16 protein-coding genes are annotated in these 14,892 nt (G+C 41.1%); 15 read left to right on the top strand and 1 reads right to left on the bottom strand.

The features are described from left to right. Positions 1 to 623: 623 nt before the first annotated feature. Both QH639_RS12710 and QH639_RS12705 read left to right on the top strand, forming a co-directional pair. Positions 624 to 2,753 carry a type IA DNA topoisomerase gene (locus QH639_RS12710; RefSeq protein ID WP_237900496.1) on the top strand — a complete coding sequence of 710 codons (2,130 nt, stop codon included), beginning with the start codon at positions 624 to 626 and terminating at the stop codon, positions 2,751 to 2,753. A gap of 107 nt (positions 2,754 to 2,860) precedes the next feature. Continuing rightward, positions 2,861 to 3,706, top strand: coding sequence for a nucleotidyltransferase (locus QH639_RS12705; RefSeq protein ID WP_259418971.1), 846 nt, complete (start codon positions 2,861 to 2,863; stop codon positions 3,704 to 3,706). An 84-nt stretch (positions 3,707 to 3,790) separates the two neighbouring features. Here QH639_RS12705 and QH639_RS12700 read toward each other — a convergent pair whose 3' ends face one another. After that, the gene (locus QH639_RS12700) at positions 3,791 to 4,402 is read right to left on the bottom strand and encodes a TetR/AcrR family transcriptional regulator (RefSeq protein ID WP_009371039.1); all 612 of its coding nucleotides are present in this window, start codon (positions 4,400 to 4,402) and stop codon (positions 3,791 to 3,793) included. Positions 4,403 to 4,604: 202 nt separating this feature from the next. Between QH639_RS12700 and QH639_RS12695 the strand changes: the two genes are divergently transcribed. The 13 genes from QH639_RS12695 (at position 4,605) to QH639_RS12635 (ending at position 14,552) form a co-directional block, all read left to right on the top strand. Beyond that, positions 4,605 to 5,357: a glucose 1-dehydrogenase gene (locus QH639_RS12695; RefSeq protein WP_237900502.1), complete on the top strand. Its 753-nt coding sequence runs from the start codon at positions 4,605 to 4,607 to the stop codon at positions 5,355 to 5,357. A gap of 512 nt (positions 5,358 to 5,869) precedes the next feature. Continuing rightward, positions 5,870 to 7,228, top strand: coding sequence for an aspartate kinase (locus tag QH639_RS12690; RefSeq protein ID WP_048390622.1), 1,359 nt, complete (start codon positions 5,870 to 5,872; stop codon positions 7,226 to 7,228). A gap of 104 nt (positions 7,229 to 7,332) precedes the next feature. After that, positions 7,333 to 7,518 carry a hypothetical protein gene (locus QH639_RS12685; protein WP_131519919.1) on the top strand — a complete coding sequence of 62 codons (186 nt, stop codon included), beginning with the start codon at positions 7,333 to 7,335 and terminating at the stop codon, positions 7,516 to 7,518. Positions 7,519 to 7,722: 204 nt separating this feature from the next. Next, positions 7,723 to 8,406 (top strand): adenosylcobinamide amidohydrolase, encoded by a 684-nt coding sequence (locus QH639_RS12680; RefSeq protein WP_281116154.1) that lies wholly within the window; start codon positions 7,723 to 7,725, stop codon positions 8,404 to 8,406. Further along, on the top strand, positions 8,403 to 9,359 hold the full coding sequence (gene cbiB, locus QH639_RS12675; protein ID WP_103117929.1) for an adenosylcobinamide-phosphate synthase CbiB: 957 nt from the start codon (positions 8,403 to 8,405) through the stop codon (positions 9,357 to 9,359). The genes QH639_RS12680 and cbiB overlap by 4 nt, the downstream gene beginning before the upstream one ends. Then, complete coding sequence (locus QH639_RS12670; RefSeq protein ID WP_281116153.1) at positions 9,346 to 10,440, top strand: pyridoxal phosphate-dependent aminotransferase; 1,095 nt, start codon at positions 9,346 to 9,348, stop codon at positions 10,438 to 10,440. Before cbiB ends, QH639_RS12670 begins: the two co-directional genes overlap by 14 nt. Continuing rightward, a complete protein-coding gene (locus tag QH639_RS12665) occupies positions 10,437 to 11,045 on the top strand; it encodes a histidine phosphatase family protein (RefSeq protein ID WP_281116152.1) in 609 nt (202 codons plus the stop codon). Before QH639_RS12670 ends, QH639_RS12665 begins: the two co-directional genes overlap by 4 nt. A gap of 12 nt (positions 11,046 to 11,057) precedes the next feature. Then, positions 11,058 to 11,633: a bifunctional adenosylcobinamide kinase/adenosylcobinamide-phosphate guanylyltransferase gene (locus QH639_RS12660; RefSeq protein ID WP_281116151.1), complete on the top strand. Its 576-nt coding sequence runs from the start codon at positions 11,058 to 11,060 to the stop codon at positions 11,631 to 11,633. 20 nt (positions 11,634 to 11,653) lie between these two features. Further along, positions 11,654 to 12,430, top strand: a complete 777-nt coding sequence (gene cobS, locus QH639_RS12655; RefSeq protein ID WP_281116150.1) for an adenosylcobinamide-GDP ribazoletransferase — start codon at positions 11,654 to 11,656, stop codon at positions 12,428 to 12,430. Beyond that, entirely contained in the window at positions 12,403 to 12,999 is a 597-nt protein-coding gene (locus QH639_RS12650; RefSeq protein WP_259418966.1) for a histidine phosphatase family protein, read from the top strand. The genes cobS and QH639_RS12650 overlap by 28 nt, the downstream gene beginning before the upstream one ends. Beyond that, positions 12,951 to 13,343, top strand: a complete 393-nt coding sequence (locus QH639_RS12645; RefSeq protein ID WP_131519927.1) for a bifunctional adenosylcobinamide kinase/adenosylcobinamide-phosphate guanylyltransferase — start codon at positions 12,951 to 12,953, stop codon at positions 13,341 to 13,343. The genes QH639_RS12650 and QH639_RS12645 overlap by 49 nt, the downstream gene beginning before the upstream one ends. A gap of 31 nt (positions 13,344 to 13,374) precedes the next feature. Next, on the top strand, positions 13,375 to 13,869 hold the full coding sequence (locus QH639_RS12640; protein ID WP_048390640.1) for an ECF transporter S component: 495 nt from the start codon (positions 13,375 to 13,377) through the stop codon (positions 13,867 to 13,869). After that, positions 13,866 to 14,552: a hypothetical protein gene (locus QH639_RS12635; protein WP_281116149.1), complete on the top strand. Its 687-nt coding sequence runs from the start codon at positions 13,866 to 13,868 to the stop codon at positions 14,550 to 14,552. The genes QH639_RS12640 and QH639_RS12635 overlap by 4 nt, the downstream gene beginning before the upstream one ends. The last annotated feature ends 340 nt before the right edge of the window (positions 14,553 to 14,892 follow it).

Here is a 14,892-nt window from a genome sequence, read left to right as displayed (position 1 = left end):
TTATTTATTTTGAATATTCTGTTTTTATTGTTGGTAATCCAGAACAATCTCCTTTATTGCCGTTGGAAGAAACAATTGTCATTGCTGATGAATTAGGTCTAAAACATCCTCCAGACTCTAAAACAAATGAGCCAGTTGTAAAGACAACGATTGTTACTATAACAACGAGTTATTGAAAAGTTTGAGATTGAACGAGTTTATTACGAGCGAAGGCAAATTGATTGGGTCATTGCAACTGATTTGGAGATTACTAGTGAAATGGCTCGGAATATTAGCTATATTCATGAAGGTATGATTAGTTTGTAAAATAAGGGGTGGGGAGGTATTTTTGTTCAAACTTTATTTTAAAGCAACATCTTATATTTACTGTAGCAATAAGTAGACAAATCTCAACAAAGGAATCTAAAGGGAAAATAGAATACAAAATCGATTGGCTTGCGACTAGAGATTTAATATATGTAAAGGGAGTTCCTTGTACATAGATTTTAGTAAGTGCTATTTTATATGGTTTAAAGTAAAATAGTAGTAAGGTATTTCACCATCAACTCAACTAATCTGATTAGTTGAGTTTTATGTTTTTATAGAAAAGCTACTAAAATATTGTAAAGAAGATGTGATGATTAATGGGGAAAATTGCTATATTAGCAGAGAAACCATCTCAAGCAAGAGCATATGCAGACGCCTTTAAAGTGAAGCAAAAAGAGAAAACCTTTATTGAACTGGAACCTTGTGCTACTTTTCCTCATGGTGCAGTTATTACCTGGGCAGTTGGTCATCTTGTTGAATTAAAGGAGCCGAAAGAATATCAAAAGGAATGGGAGAAGTGGTCGCTTGCTTCACTACCGATCATTCCGCAAAAATTTGAAGATAAAGTGGTCTCTAAAATGTATCCACAATTCAATGCAGTCAAAAAAATCTTTAGTGATCCCCAAGTAACAATGATTTATAACTGCTGTGATAGTGAACGTGAGGGTTCAAATATCTTCTACTCACTTTTGAAAATGACAAAAGTAAATAAGCCCGTTAAACGATTATGGATCAATTCATTAGAAGTAGAGGAAATCCGAAAAGGTTTTAATCATATGCAAGGTAATGAGCGGGATTTGCTTATGTACCAAGAAGCCAAAACGCGTCAAATTAGCGATTGGTTAGTAGGTATGAACTGTAGTCGCCTCTATACGCTACTGTTGCAGAAAAAGGGCTTCAAGGGCAGTATCTCCATCGGACGAGTACAATCGCCAACCGTCTATTTAATTTATAAAAGACAGCAGGAAATTGAACAGTTCAAGCCTGAAAAATTTTATGAAATCGAAGGGGTTTTTAAAGCTCAACATGGTGTTTATAAAGGGAAGGCGAAGCTAAAGACAAAAGAGCGGGCTGAGGCAGTGCAGTTATTGCAACAGCATGGGATTGAACCGAATGATACAGGTCTCATTACAAGTGTCACGAACAAAACGAAGCGGATGGCACCACCTAAACTACATGCGCTATCAACTTTACAAGCGGCTGCCAATAAACGTTGGAAATACAGTCCATCACATGTGTTGAAACTTACGCAATCACTTTATGAGAAAAAGCTCGTTTCTTACCCACGTACCGATTCACAGCTCATTACGCATAATGAGTTTGCTTATTTAAATGAATCCTTAGGAAACTATCAGCAGCTCGTGGGAAAAGCATTTCAGCCAATCAATAGAGGGAAGAACAAGCGCTATGTCGACAGTGCCAATGTTGGAGAGCACTATGCGATTATTCCAACGAAAAAAATACCGACGGCCAAAGCGTTGCAATCCATGAATGCTGATGAACGAAATATTTATTTTGAAATCCTCAATACGACACTCGCTATGTTTCATCAGGATTATGAATACGATGAAAAAACGATTATCACGAATGTCAAAAATGTAGAGTTTAAAACAGTAGGGAAAACAGAGCTTGTCAAAGGCTGGAAAGAATTATTTTCAAATGAGACAGAGGTGCAGGCGCGTGAGGAGTCTTTACCTGTTGTCTTCCAAGATGAGCTGGTACAAAGTAAGATTGCTATTGTAGAAGGCACGACAACACCTCCGAAGCCCTATACAGAAGGTCAACTCATTACGATGATGAAAACCTGTGGTAAATCGGTTGAGGATGAAGAGGAAATCGAGGTGCTGCAATCGATTGAAGGGATTGGGACGGAAGCAACTCGGAGTGGCATTATTGAGACGATTAAGAAGCATGGATTTATTGAAGTACGAAAAAATATCGTGAGCATTACACCGAAAGGACAGCTTTTATGTCAGGCAATTGAAGGAACATTATTGTCAAGTCCTTCTATGACGGCCAAATGGGAAATTTACTTACATAAAATTGGCCATGGGGAAGGCTCTGCCAAGCATTTTATTGAGAGCATAGGCAAGTTTATTCATCAATTAATAGCAGAGGTGCCTAAACAGTTAGAGGCACTGACAATTGAAGCGGAGCAGTTTAAACCAGCCGTGGTAAAAGATATTGCCATGTGTCCAGCATGCAAGGAAGGGAAAATAGGCTTGCGTAAAACCTTTTATGGTTGTTCGAATTATAAAAATGGTTGTAAGCAAACGTTCCCACAAAGGCTATTAGGAAAAAAACTAACGGAAAAAAACATCCATGATTTATGTAAGAGTGGGAAAACTGCTATGATGAAAGGCTTTAAATCAAAGAATGGCAAACAATTTAATGCAGCCCTACGTTTGGTAGAAGGAAAAATTGAATTTGAATTTAAAGAAAAGTAAATGCTGTTAGTTTCAAAGGACTTCCAACATGAAAGTAGGATAGTGTGTTTGTATAGGACATGCTATCCTATTTTTAAGTAAATCAGTCACCTAAAAGGAGCGATGTAATGACGACTATAAAAGAAATTGGCAGCTTATGTCTGACGGATAGTGATGGATACATAATTAATCATGCAGATTGGAATAAAATCAACCCTATTTTTCTTGCTGTCATCAACGATGTGGTTCATACCTATCGCACCCTTCTCCAAGATGACTTACATAGCATTTATATAAGGGGATCGATTCCAAAGGGTATAGGTATTGAAGGAGTAGCTGACTTAGACACAATAGCGGTCACGAAGCAAAATCCTAAAAAACAGCAGGTAAAGCGGATAAAAGATGTAGAGCAAGCGTTAACTCAAAACCATCATTGTGTAGATGGGATTGAGCTAAGTGTATTCGGCAAAGAAGATATTTTAAATACGACATCTTTTTCAATCATTAGTTTCATCCTCCAAACCCATAGTATATGTGTGTTTGGAGAGGATTTAATACCTCGATTACCAAGATATAAAGCGAACGAGGCTTTAGCGAATGACCACCTTATCCAATTGCAGGGGCAAATAAAAAATGCCTGTGATGATCTTCAAGATAATTCGGATAGAGAGGATATTAAAGATTGTTGTAAGTGGATTATGAAAATTATAGTAAGAGCAGGGCTTGCACTTGTCATAACGAAGGAAAACACCTATACAAGGGATTTATACCCCTCCTATAAACGGTTCTCAGAATATTTCCCTGACAAGGAAAGCGACATGAGAAGGGCACTTGAATATGCAATAACACCCATAATCGATACGAACGTTTTGTTATTGTTTTTAAATGAATTTGGAACGTGGATGGTCAGTGAAGCGGAGAAATGGTTACAATTCTATAACCCTACTAGAGAATTAAACATGAAAATCGTATAACTCGAGACAAATAGAGAAAGGTAATCACATATGCGTTGTGATTACCTTTTGTTTTTGTTGTTAATTGAAATTTGGTGTTCTGCTTTATCTTTCAAAAGGGTTGTCAATATAAGGGCCTTTAATGGTAATACGCATTAACTGGGTCGCCATAAATTTGGGGGTATAGGGCATATCATTTTCTAACCACCAGACGATTACTTCAAGAAAGGCGGCTGCATAAAAACGGACGGCCATTTCGCGCGGCACGGTCAGCTTTTGGTCGTCAGGCTCCATCATTTGAATGCCGCTCGAGACAAAATTGATAATAATGTCTTTAAGGCCATCGGAGAAATAAGGGATATTTTTTTCTGTGAGATAGACCTTGTATAGTTTACTATTCAGCGCTATTTGTTCAAATAAATGCATAAATGTCTCATGTGGCTGGTCATAATTTGGTAATAAATCAAAATCCTTCTTCTCTTCGAAGGGTGGGTGAATACTACTTACAAGCTCATGCAAGGCTTCTTCTGAGCTTTGATAGAGAAGGTCTAATTTATCACGGTAATGTAAATAAAAAGTGGCACGGTTTAATGTAGCCCGTTGTGTAATATCTTGTACCGTAATCTTTTCATAGCCTTGTTCATCAATTAATGCCACTAGTGCATCTCTTAATAATTGGCGCGTTCTGATGACGCGAGGGTCCATTTTTTTCGACATTTTGAAGCTCCTTGTATTAAATTTTCTATTTAAACAACAGTCCGATTGCAAGTGTTGTGAAAGCATCATTATGGGCTTTGGTGTTGTTTGCCCTTTTTCAATTGCGCGTTATAATTATATTAACGACACCGTGTCGATAATACAACTAGTTGTTAACGTGTTCACGAATTGTTCATTTATATAGAAGAAAGGGAGATTTATGATGGGTCGTTTAAATGGGAAAGTAGCAATTATTACAGGAGCAGCAATGGGAATGGGCGCTTCTGAGGCAAAACTATTTGCACAAGAAGGCGCAAAGGTTATTGCAACAGATGTACAAATCGAGCCCTTGAATAATTTAGTAAAAGAAATTAAAGAAAATGGTGGGGACATTCTTGGTCTTCAACATAATGTTACTTCTGAGGATGAGTGGAAAGCAGTGATTGCCGAGGCTGTAAAGGCATATGGCAAAGTGGATATCCTCGTCAACAATGCGGGCGTTTCATCACCTAAAACAATTGCCAACATGGAAATGGCTGAATGGAATAAAATTATGGATATTAACCTGAATGGTTGTATCATTGGCATGAAATATGTGATTCCTGAAATGCAAAAAGCTGGCGGTGGTTCAATTATCAATATTTCTTCGATCGGTGGAATCGTGGGAATGGCTGGTACAAGCCCTTATACAGCAGCAAAAGGAGCGCTTCGTGTGCTTTCTAAATCGGCTGCGATTGAATATGGTAAAGATAAAATTCGTGTGAATTCTGTTCATCCAGGCATTATTGTAACACCAATGACAGCGCCTACGATGGAAGAGGGCGGTGCATTGCCATACTATCAAGCTTACACGCAATTACCATACTTCGGTGAACCTGAAGATGTAGCTTATGGCGTAGTGTTCTTAGCATCAGACGAATCCCGCTTTATGACAGGCGCAGAGCTCGTAATCGATGGCGGCTGGACAGCCATTTAATCCAATAGCAAAATCAAAACTAGGCATCACTCGACGTGAGCCTAGTTTTTTTATATGGACGAGGGTGAATACCGGCAAATCGAGTGAAGATAAACGCGGTCATACCTGCGATTAAGCAATAAATCCTCGATAACGAGCGATAAACCAAATAAATAAAAGAGAAATCCCTGCTGAAGGAATCCTTGATACATACAAAAATAGCACAGACATAGTGGATATTTGTGCATATCATAAATGGAGTAAGCGTTTTCTTCATTTATATAGAAGAAAGTCAAAACCGAAAATTTCACGATTATGTGAACGTCACGAAAAAAAATTCACAAAAACCTTAACTATTTCATGTGAAATCCGTATAATAAATCAAACAGTACGAAAATTGTCCATATTTCTCGAAAAATTGCGTGAATTTTTTAAATTGTATTGACGTAGGAAACGATAATTTGTACACTGTGTACAGTCAATTGTTTTGTGGAGGAATACAATTAATTTGAAAAAGTTAGGATTTGATAGATATGATCGTGTGTAAATTTGGTGGAACATCTGTAGCAAGTGCAGAACAAATACAAAAAGTAGCAAACATTGTAAAATCTAATCCGGCGCGTAAGATTGTTGCCGTTTCAGCACCAGGGAAACGTTCTGGTGACGATATAAAAGTAACTGACCTATTAATACAATTAGCAAATGCAGCGTTACTACAAGAGAATACAGAGGAAAAATTGCAAACTGTTGTGGATCGTTTTAGAGCGATTGCTGATGGTTTGGGGCTAGATAATGCCATTTGTGACGTAATCGCAGAAGATTTACGTGAACGTGTACAAGGTGACAAAACAAATGTGGAATTATTCATCGATAGTATTAAAGCAGCAGGTGAAGATAATAACGCCAAGCTTATTGCCGCTTACTTTAATGCCATTGGTATGCCCGCACGCTATGTCAGTCCTAAAGAAGGTTTAGTGGTCAATGATTTACCAGAAAGAACCTTTGCATTACCTGAAGCGTATGCTAATTTAGCCCCTTTAAAAGACACAAAAGAAATTATTGTGTTCCCAGGGTTCTTCGGTTACACTAAAGCGGGCGTATTGCGAACATTTGACCGCGGTGGCTCTGATATTACAGGCTCTATTTTAGCAGCAGCCGTTGAAGCGGAGCTGTATGAAAACTTTACGGATGTGGATTGTGTGTTCTCCGCGAATCCGAAAGTCGTCAACGATCCAGTGGAAATTAAAGAAATTACGTATCGCGAAATGCGCGAATTATCATATGCAGGCTTTTCAGTGTTCCATGATGAAGCGTTAATGCCTGTCTACAAGATTGGGGTGCCCGTTAACATAAAAAATACAAATAATCCATCAGCCCCAGGTACACGTATTGTACCAAGCCGTCCTGCAACAGGTCGTCCAGTTACAGGTATTTCGGCAGACAGTGGCTTTTCAACTTTATATGTCTCTAAATATTTGATGAATCGTGAGGTAGGCTTTGGACGTAAGCTACTCCAAATTTTAGAAGATGAAAATATTTCTTATGAACACACACCATCTGGTTTAGACGATATTTCTGTCATCATGCGTTCGAATCAACTAACACCAGAAAATGAAGCACGCATTCTTAGTCGTGTGAAAGAAGAGCTACATGCAGAGTATGTAGAAATGCGTCACGGTTTTTCCATGATCGTGATTGTGGGCGAAGGGATGCGTCATAACACAGGATTAGCTGCCCGTGCTGCCACAGCGATTTCAAAAACTGGCGCAAATATTGAAATGATCAATCAAGGTTCTTCTGAAGTGAGCCTCGTGTTTGGTGTCCTTCAGGAATATGAAAACCGCATTTTACAAGCGTTATATGAAGAGTTTTTTGCCCATGCAAAAGCATAATGACACAATCGTCACTAATCCAAGTGTTTCTTGCTTGGATTAGTGTTTTCTTTTTGCTGAGAATACGGTAAAATCGAGGGCGTACATAGTTGGGAGGGTTATTCGTGAAGAATTTAACAATTGGTATGCTTTTTTCGGTCATTGGAATACTTTTTGTCTGTTTAACGATTATGGATATTTTACCGTCATCGACAAAAACAATGAAAATTGTCTACATAGGCATTGGATGGGTCTTTATTATCATCGGCTCTGTCATCCGCTTTAAGAATCTCAAACAAAAGCAGCAATAACACTTTGAAAATGGAATTGTGACAATCGCCAAAGTTATGATACAATTTCAAAGAAAATAAATAATTTGAGTATTATGAAGTTGTTATTCTGTACAAATGTTCAGAAGGTTCAAATTTTAATAAAGAATCGACCGTACAAATTCTTCTTTGTAAGAATTTGTTTTTTTATGTTCCGTAACAACTTTATCGCGAGGAGGCGATTGATTGCCTATACTTACTAAGGATTGCATTCATATTTTTGACGATTATGTTGCCCTTCAAACAGCTTCAGCCATGAAGGTTGTATCCTCAGCCATGCATAACCCAGGCTTTGGTCATTATACGCATCTGATGAATCGAACGGTGCCTATTACCTATGATGAGCGACAGCCACATCAGGAATTGCTGCAGTTTTTGCAGGCACAGCATTTCCCGCATGACAATACAGTGGCTATGATGACGGCTGTCCAAGCCAAGTTTGCGACTATTCGTGACTTTACATATGAGGGAATCCACCTTGTCATTATGATTACCGCAGGACTTGGCAATGCGGTAGATATTACCCGTGCTTTTCATCGAGAGGAGCAGTATCATCCAGGCACTATCAATACTTGGGTGCTGATCAATGGCAAGCTGTCTGATGAGGCACTTTTTCAGGCAATGATTTCAACTACGGAAGCCAAGGTCAAGGCTTTAGTAGATGAGGGTGTTACAGATCCTACGACAGGCACGCTAGCTACAGGTACATCTACTGATAGCTTGCTTATTGCCTCGACAGAAGAAGGGGACTTCCATCAATATGCAGGTCCCATCACTATGCTTGGTAAGGTCATTGGCTATGGTGTTTATAAAACGATGTGTGAGGCGGTTAGGAAATACAAAAAAGATAAAGAGGAGAGGTCTAAATGATTGCTATCGTGATTGCCTGCATCATAGGGCTTATTTTTGATTTAGTAGTAGGGGACCCTCCGAAGCTTCCTCATCCTGTACGCTGGATTGGACACTTGATTCAATCGCAAACAGCTTTATGGAATAAGGGCAAATGGCGCAAGCTACGTGGGACAGTGATGGCACTTGCTGTTGTTGGCACGACCATGTTTGTGGTGACGCTAATTCTATTACTAAGCTATCAGGTGAGTATCATTTTTGGCATCCTTGTAGAGGGTCTGCTGATTGGTATCGGACTGGCACAGCGGAGCTTGAAGGAGGCGGCGATGGCTGTCTATGAGCCGCTTGTCAAAGGGGATTTTGCCGAAGCACGTGTTAAGCTGTCTTGGATTGTCGGACGTGATACCGATAAACTAGGTGAGGATGAAATTGTGCGTGGTGTGGTAGAAACGGTTTCTGAGAATACAAGTGATGGTGTGACAGCTCCACTCTTTTATGCCTTTCTATTTGGGGCAATTGGTTTATGGGGCTATAAGGCTGTCAATACCTTGGATTCGATGGTGGGCTATAAAAATGAAAAATATAAAGACTTTGGTATGTTTTCAGCCAAGCTTGATGATGTCCTGAATTTTATTCCAAGTCGCATTACAGGCTTACTGATCGTGCTTGGTACGAAAAATGAAACAGATCGTTCGCTTGGAAAGCGCTTAAAGCGTTGGGTACAGGACGCTAAGAAGCATCCTAGTCCAAATAGTGGCTATTTAGAGGCAGCGACTGCAGTGCAGCTTGGTGTACAGCTAGGGGGAAAAAATACGTATCAGGGCGTTGTCTCTCATCGAGCAATTATGGGGGAAAAATTAGTGCCATTAACGAAAGAGCATATTGCAACGTCCATTATTCATATGCGTATTGCCACAGTACTGTTTGCGCTTGTTATGTTAGCAGTGGAGGTGTTAATTTATGCGGTTACCTAATCACGGAGCAAATCCGCAAAATGTTTATCAGCAATTAGGCTTAACGATGCCTGAGGTGGTATATGATTTCAGCGAAAATGTCAATGCGGCAGGACCACCAGCCTTTGTGGAGGCACGTTGGCGTACTTTTTATCCACTAATTCAACGCTATCCAGATCCAGATGGGGAGCCTTTTTTAACGAAGGTCGCAGCTTTTCATCAGGTAGAAAAGAATACGATTTTACTAGGCAATGGGGCTTCAGAGCTTTTTAGTGTACTAGCAAGACGCTATGCCAATAAGCGTGTCATCATTGTGCATCCAACTTTTTCAGAATATGAGCGAACATTGCGTGCTGCAGGTGCTACGATTGTTCCTATTGTCGTGACGGATTTTATTAATTACACATTGCCATTAGAGCAGCTACAGCAGGAAATGATGACGGCAGATGCTGTTTATCTTTGCACGCCTAATAATCCGACTGGCGTACTGCCAAATAAGGAAGATTTACTCGCCTTAATCGCACACGGAGCAATCGTTAACTGTGAGCTTGTTATCGATGAGGCATTTATGGATTGGGTAGATGAGGCGCATTCGCTGATTCAGTTTAGTGCCCAAAACCCACATGTAATTGTCGTTCGTTCGATGACTAAAATGTATGCGATCCCAGGTTTACGACTTGGGTATTTGGTTGCGCATGCTACAATTGTGGGCGCCTTAAAAGAAATGCTACCGCATTGGAATTTAAATGCCTTTGCGCTTGTAATTGGGGCAAGCTGTTTAGACGAGCAGCACTATTGTCAGCAGGCAATTACCTATGCCGCTGCGCAAAGGGAATGGCTGCATCGTTACTTACAGGACAATGGCTGCCAAGTAACGAATAGTGTGACGAATTATGTATGCTTCTCCTTACCGAAAACACAGCAAGCGGACGCCTTTTTCACCTATTGTCTTGCACAGGGTGTTGTGCTGCGTCACACAAAAAACTTTCAAGGTATGCAGGGTGAGTGGTTCCGTATTGGCATAAAAGACATTGCAGCCATGACATCTTTACATAATTGTCTACAAACGTGGTTTAACCTAAATAAGGGGAGAGAAAAGTGACAACTTTTTATCTAGTAAGACATGGGGAAACACACTGGAATCAGGAGCATCGACTACAGGGGTGGCTGGATTCTCCATTAACGGAAAACGGTAGAGCAGCGGCTGAAAAACTTCACAAGCAACTGCAACAGATTCCTTTTACCGCTGCTTATTGTAGTTCAAGTGGTCGTGCAAGAGAGACGATGGCTATTTTGATGGCCAATCGCAAGCTGCCTATTGCCTATGAAGATGATTTACGGGAGATCTATTTAGGGAAATGGCAGGGGCAGACAATCGACGATATACTGGCGACACATAAGCTTGATTATGAGCTATATACGAACTACCCTGCGCAGTTTGTGGCGAGTCATACAGAAAGCTTTGGAGCTGTAACAGAAAGAGCGATGTTTACATTAAAAAAAATAGCAGCCCAACATCACAATGAAACGATCCTCATTGTCTCCCACGCTGTAACGATTAAATGCATTATCAATGCTATTTTACAGCGCAGCATTAGTGAGCTGTGGGCAGCCCCATACATTCATGGGACAAGTGTGACAGTGATTGAACGGCAAGGTCAACAATGGCTTGTGAAGGATATTGGTAATCTACATCATTTACAATAGGAGGTGTCCTACATGGCGCTTATTTTTATTACAGGTGGTGTACGTAGTGGTAAATCCCATTTTGCCGAGCAAGCAGCGCTTCAGCATTATGAGGCACAGACATGTACAGCGAAACGCTTGCTCTATTTGGCCTCGGGTATTGCCTTAGATCATGAAATGGAAAAAAGAATCTTACGGCATCAGGCAGATCGCCAGGCACAGCCTATTCAATGGCTGACGGTGGAGGCTCCCTATGCAATTTCTGAAGTATTTGAGACACTTCAGGATGGAGATGTGGTGCTGTGGGATTGCGTGACAACTTGGCTGACCAATGCTTTTTACGAAGGGTATGACAAGGGGACACCCTGTTTACAACAGCCTGGTTGTTTAGCTAAGAAGCTACAGGCCGTCAAGCAGACGATCCAATCACTACTGAAGAAGGATTTGACTTTTTTTGTGGTATCCAATGAACTGTTTGATGAACCTCCTTATGCTAGTGAGGAAGTAGAATTATACCGACGAACGCTCGGACAGTTCCATCAATGGTTGGTTTCTATGGCACAGGAGGCCTATGAAATGAACTATGGCATTGTAAAGAGATGGAAATAATCAAGAAGGAAGGCAAGAGGATGAAAAATTTTTGGCATAGCCTCCTACTGGCATTTCAATTTTTTACGGTATTGCCAGTACATAAAGAGCTTCCGCTAACAAGGTCCACCATCACAGGCATGTTTGCTTGCTTACCGTGGATAGGTGCTTTAATGGGAACAACGGTGGCAGCTGTGCTTTATAGTCTTATGCAGTGGACAGCCAGCAGTGAAGTGATGCTAGCTTTCACTGTGATAGGGCTATTTGCTTTATGGACAGGTGGTTTGCACTTAGACGGCTTTATTGATATGGGCGATGCCTATTTTTCCTATCGAGATCGAGAAAAACGATTGGAGATTTTAGATGACCCCCGTGTGGGAGCGTTCGGAGTATTGGCTGTGGTGTTTTTATTAATGGGGAAATTTGTTATTCTACATGAGCTTTTAGTGCAGCAGAAATTCGACTTGTGGATGGTACTATTCGTTCCATTTCTAACAAGGGTGGGCATGAGCTTTTATTTTATGTCACTTCATTGCTCAAAGGAAAAAGGTCTTGCTTATTTTTTTAAGTCTCATATGAATGCTAATCGATTAAAAGTGTTCATGCTGTTATCGCTCGTATTGGCGATGACGGTTATTTTTATCAGCACGCAGTTCTTACTTCTTCCTGTTGTCCTAGTCGTCGTTTTAGCCATTGCACTTTTTATTTTTCGACAATTTACGTTGCGTAATTTTGGTGGAGTATCTGGCGATTTACTGGGTGCCTCCATTGAAGGGATGGAGGTTGTGCTATGGGTGACATTGTTACTGTGTGCTTAATACGGCATGCGCCTACAAAAGAGAATCTTGAAAAGCGTTACCTTGGGTGGACGGACGCACCATTAGCAGATACAGCCAAGCTTGCTGTTGTGGATGCATTGGTTAAAAAGGTATATGGCAGTGATCTACAGCGCTGTCGTCAAACGGCTGCTCATTATTTTCCCAATGCTAGCTATCAGGCAGAGGCATCCCTTCGAGAGACGAACTTTGGTGCATTCGAAGGGAAAAACTATGAGGAGCTAAAAATGGATGCTCACTATCGGGCATGGATAGATGATCCAATCCGTACACCCCCTCCACAAGGTGAGGCATTCGATGATTTTATGAAACGTGTTGTAGATGGATTTCATTATTTACCGAAAAATGAGGATAGCTATTATTTAGTGGTTCATGGTGGGGTTATTCGTGCCTTACTTGTTGCCTTTGCGCCAACAGAACAGCCCTTTTGGTCCTATCAAGTGCCACATGATAAACAATTTGTTTTAACATTTACAAGAAAGGCTTGGGAGGAGGGAGCACGATGCATGTCTTTATCGGAGGTGCCTATAACGGCAAAACCGACTATGTGAGGCGCTTGTATGAACCGCAACAGATGGTGATGATTGCTGGTGAACTACCTGAGGTAGCGCCCGCCTGTGATGTCCTTGTCCTAAAGAACTTAGAAAAATGGCTTGTGACACAAAACTTGGAGGAAGATGAACAAATCGTACAAAAGGTGCTAGCAACCTTACAAGAGCTTGAACAGCATTGTACACTCGCACTTATTGTGACGGATATGGGGCGTGGGGTTGTGCCAATGGAAAAACAAGCCCGACAGCTACGTGATACCTGTGGTCGTCTATATCAAGCTTTGTTCAAGGAAGCGGAGCAAGTTGTACGGATTTGGTATGGAATAGCTGAGCCATTGAAGTAAAGTAGACATTCAACAGAAAAGAGGGAATGAAATGGAACGACAAAAATTAAGAAAATTGATTTTGACGGCGATGGTAGCGGCCATCTGTGCAGTAGGAGCAATGATTAAGGTACCAGCGTTTATTTCAACGGCTGCACTGGATTCGGCTCCTGCCTTTTTAGGTGTTGTCTTTCTATCCCCCATCTTAGCAGGGGTTGCTGGATTAATCGGCCATTTTATTACAGCATTAACATCTGGATTCCCCCTAGGACCTTTACATATTATTATTGCGGTAGAAATGTTGATTGTTGTATGGGTCTTCGGGGTGATGCATAAAAAAGGCATGCACTTTTGGAAATGGCCAGTTGCCTTAGTATTAAATGGTATTGTTGCGCCACTACCATTTTATTTTATTATTAGTCCAGCATTTTTCTGGGGTGCTTTAGGTAGTATTCTAATGGCAACGGTGATCAATTTAATCATTGTTGCGGTAGTAATGCCCGTCCTATCAAAGGTTTTTGTGCGTAAGGAAGGTCGTGCACAGTGAGAAATGCGATGAAAGTAGGGGCATTCATTGCGACCATGGATAATGCCGCGGCCATTGGACAAAAACCGCAAGATGTTGTGTCGGCACCAGACCAATTGACAGCCTACATGACAGCCCGTGTAACGTTTTTAGAACAGCTTGCTGCACAGGCACTACCTATTCAAGTTCTACTTGCGAATTTTTCTGGAGATGCCGCATGGCCTCGCTATGAAAAAGGTATACAGCAAGTGTTTACAGAGGCAGGCCTTACATGCCCAGCCATTACGGGGAGTACGGAATCCAATATGCCCACATTGCAGTCAGGCTTAGCTGTTACAATGCTTGGAGAAATTCAGCAGCAGCGTCGAGCATTTGACCACGATCAGCTTAGCTGGTACACCTATGGCCTGCCGCTTGTGGGTGAAGAGGTGTTGGCACAGCCTGAAGATGTGGCGCAGTTGCTGCCTGTTTTCAAGGCATGGCAGTCAGAAATTGTTCAGCAAGTATGGCCAGTCGGATCAAGGGGGCTGCAAGGAGAATTTGCCCGTCTGTTTGGGGAGCGACATGTGGAATGCGCCCTTGATGGTGCAAAATCAGCAGGCCCCTGTACGGTCATTTTGCTAGGCATTGCTCCAGACAATGAATCACAGGCACAAAAAATTTTCCTGCGAAATTTTGAGAAACTACGCATTTCTGAAAAGTGATGGGGCTTGTTTTGGGCAAATGATCGTTTCTTGGGACAGGGCCAGATAATTCAGAGCGAGTGTTATTTTACTTCTGTAGTATCCTTGCTCTGGGTAGTTCCTTACATATTAACAGGATGACGTTGAATCTAAAGTAGCTGGCTGTTGCTTGTAAAGGAAAAGGCCTGCTCTGAAAGGGGAGGAAGTCGCTCTTAAGGAGAGCAAAGAGGCCGCTCCAAAGAAGGATAACCCCGCTCCAAAGTAGAACTTCGCTCTAAAAAGTCACCACCCTCCAAAATCTGCTTAGAAATTAGATTTTTTCTCCTTATGAAGACACTACACCACAATCAAACCACTCCAA

The sequence above is a fragment of the Lysinibacillus sp. 1 U-2021 genome, assembly GCF_029916965.1.
Taxonomy (GTDB): Bacteria; Bacillota; Bacilli; order Bacillales_A; family Planococcaceae; genus Lysinibacillus; species Lysinibacillus capsici.
This window is presented reverse-complemented; position numbering and strand designations above follow the sequence as displayed.

What these genes read in the sequence shown, in the direction of transcription:
- QH639_RS12710 (WP_237900496.1), top strand. Translation starts at nt 624, where the DNA reads ATGGGGAAAATTGCTATATTAGCAGAGAAACCATCTCAAGCAAGAGCA.
- QH639_RS12705 (WP_259418971.1), top strand. Translation starts at nt 2,861, where the DNA reads ATGACGACTATAAAAGAAATTGGCAGCTTATGTCTGACGGATAGTGAT.
- QH639_RS12700 (WP_009371039.1), bottom strand. Translation starts at nt 4,402, where the DNA reads ATGTCGAAAAAAATGGACCCTCGCGTCATCAGAACGCGCCAATTATTA.
- QH639_RS12695 (WP_237900502.1), top strand. Translation starts at nt 4,605, where the DNA reads ATGGGTCGTTTAAATGGGAAAGTAGCAATTATTACAGGAGCAGCAATG.
- QH639_RS12690 (WP_048390622.1), top strand. Translation starts at nt 5,870, where the DNA reads ATGATCGTGTGTAAATTTGGTGGAACATCTGTAGCAAGTGCAGAACAA.
- cbiB (WP_103117929.1), top strand. Translation starts at nt 8,403, where the DNA reads ATGATTGCTATCGTGATTGCCTGCATCATAGGGCTTATTTTTGATTTA.
- QH639_RS12670 (WP_281116153.1), top strand. Translation starts at nt 9,346, where the DNA reads ATGCGGTTACCTAATCACGGAGCAAATCCGCAAAATGTTTATCAGCAA.
- QH639_RS12660 (WP_281116151.1), top strand. Translation starts at nt 11,058, where the DNA reads ATGGCGCTTATTTTTATTACAGGTGGTGTACGTAGTGGTAAATCCCAT.
- cobS (WP_281116150.1), top strand. Translation starts at nt 11,654, where the DNA reads ATGAAAAATTTTTGGCATAGCCTCCTACTGGCATTTCAATTTTTTACG.
- QH639_RS12650 (WP_259418966.1), top strand. Translation starts at nt 12,403, where the DNA reads ATGGGTGACATTGTTACTGTGTGCTTAATACGGCATGCGCCTACAAAA.
- QH639_RS12645 (WP_131519927.1), top strand. Translation starts at nt 12,951, where the DNA reads ATGCATGTCTTTATCGGAGGTGCCTATAACGGCAAAACCGACTATGTG.
- QH639_RS12640 (WP_048390640.1), top strand. Translation starts at nt 13,375, where the DNA reads ATGGAACGACAAAAATTAAGAAAATTGATTTTGACGGCGATGGTAGCG.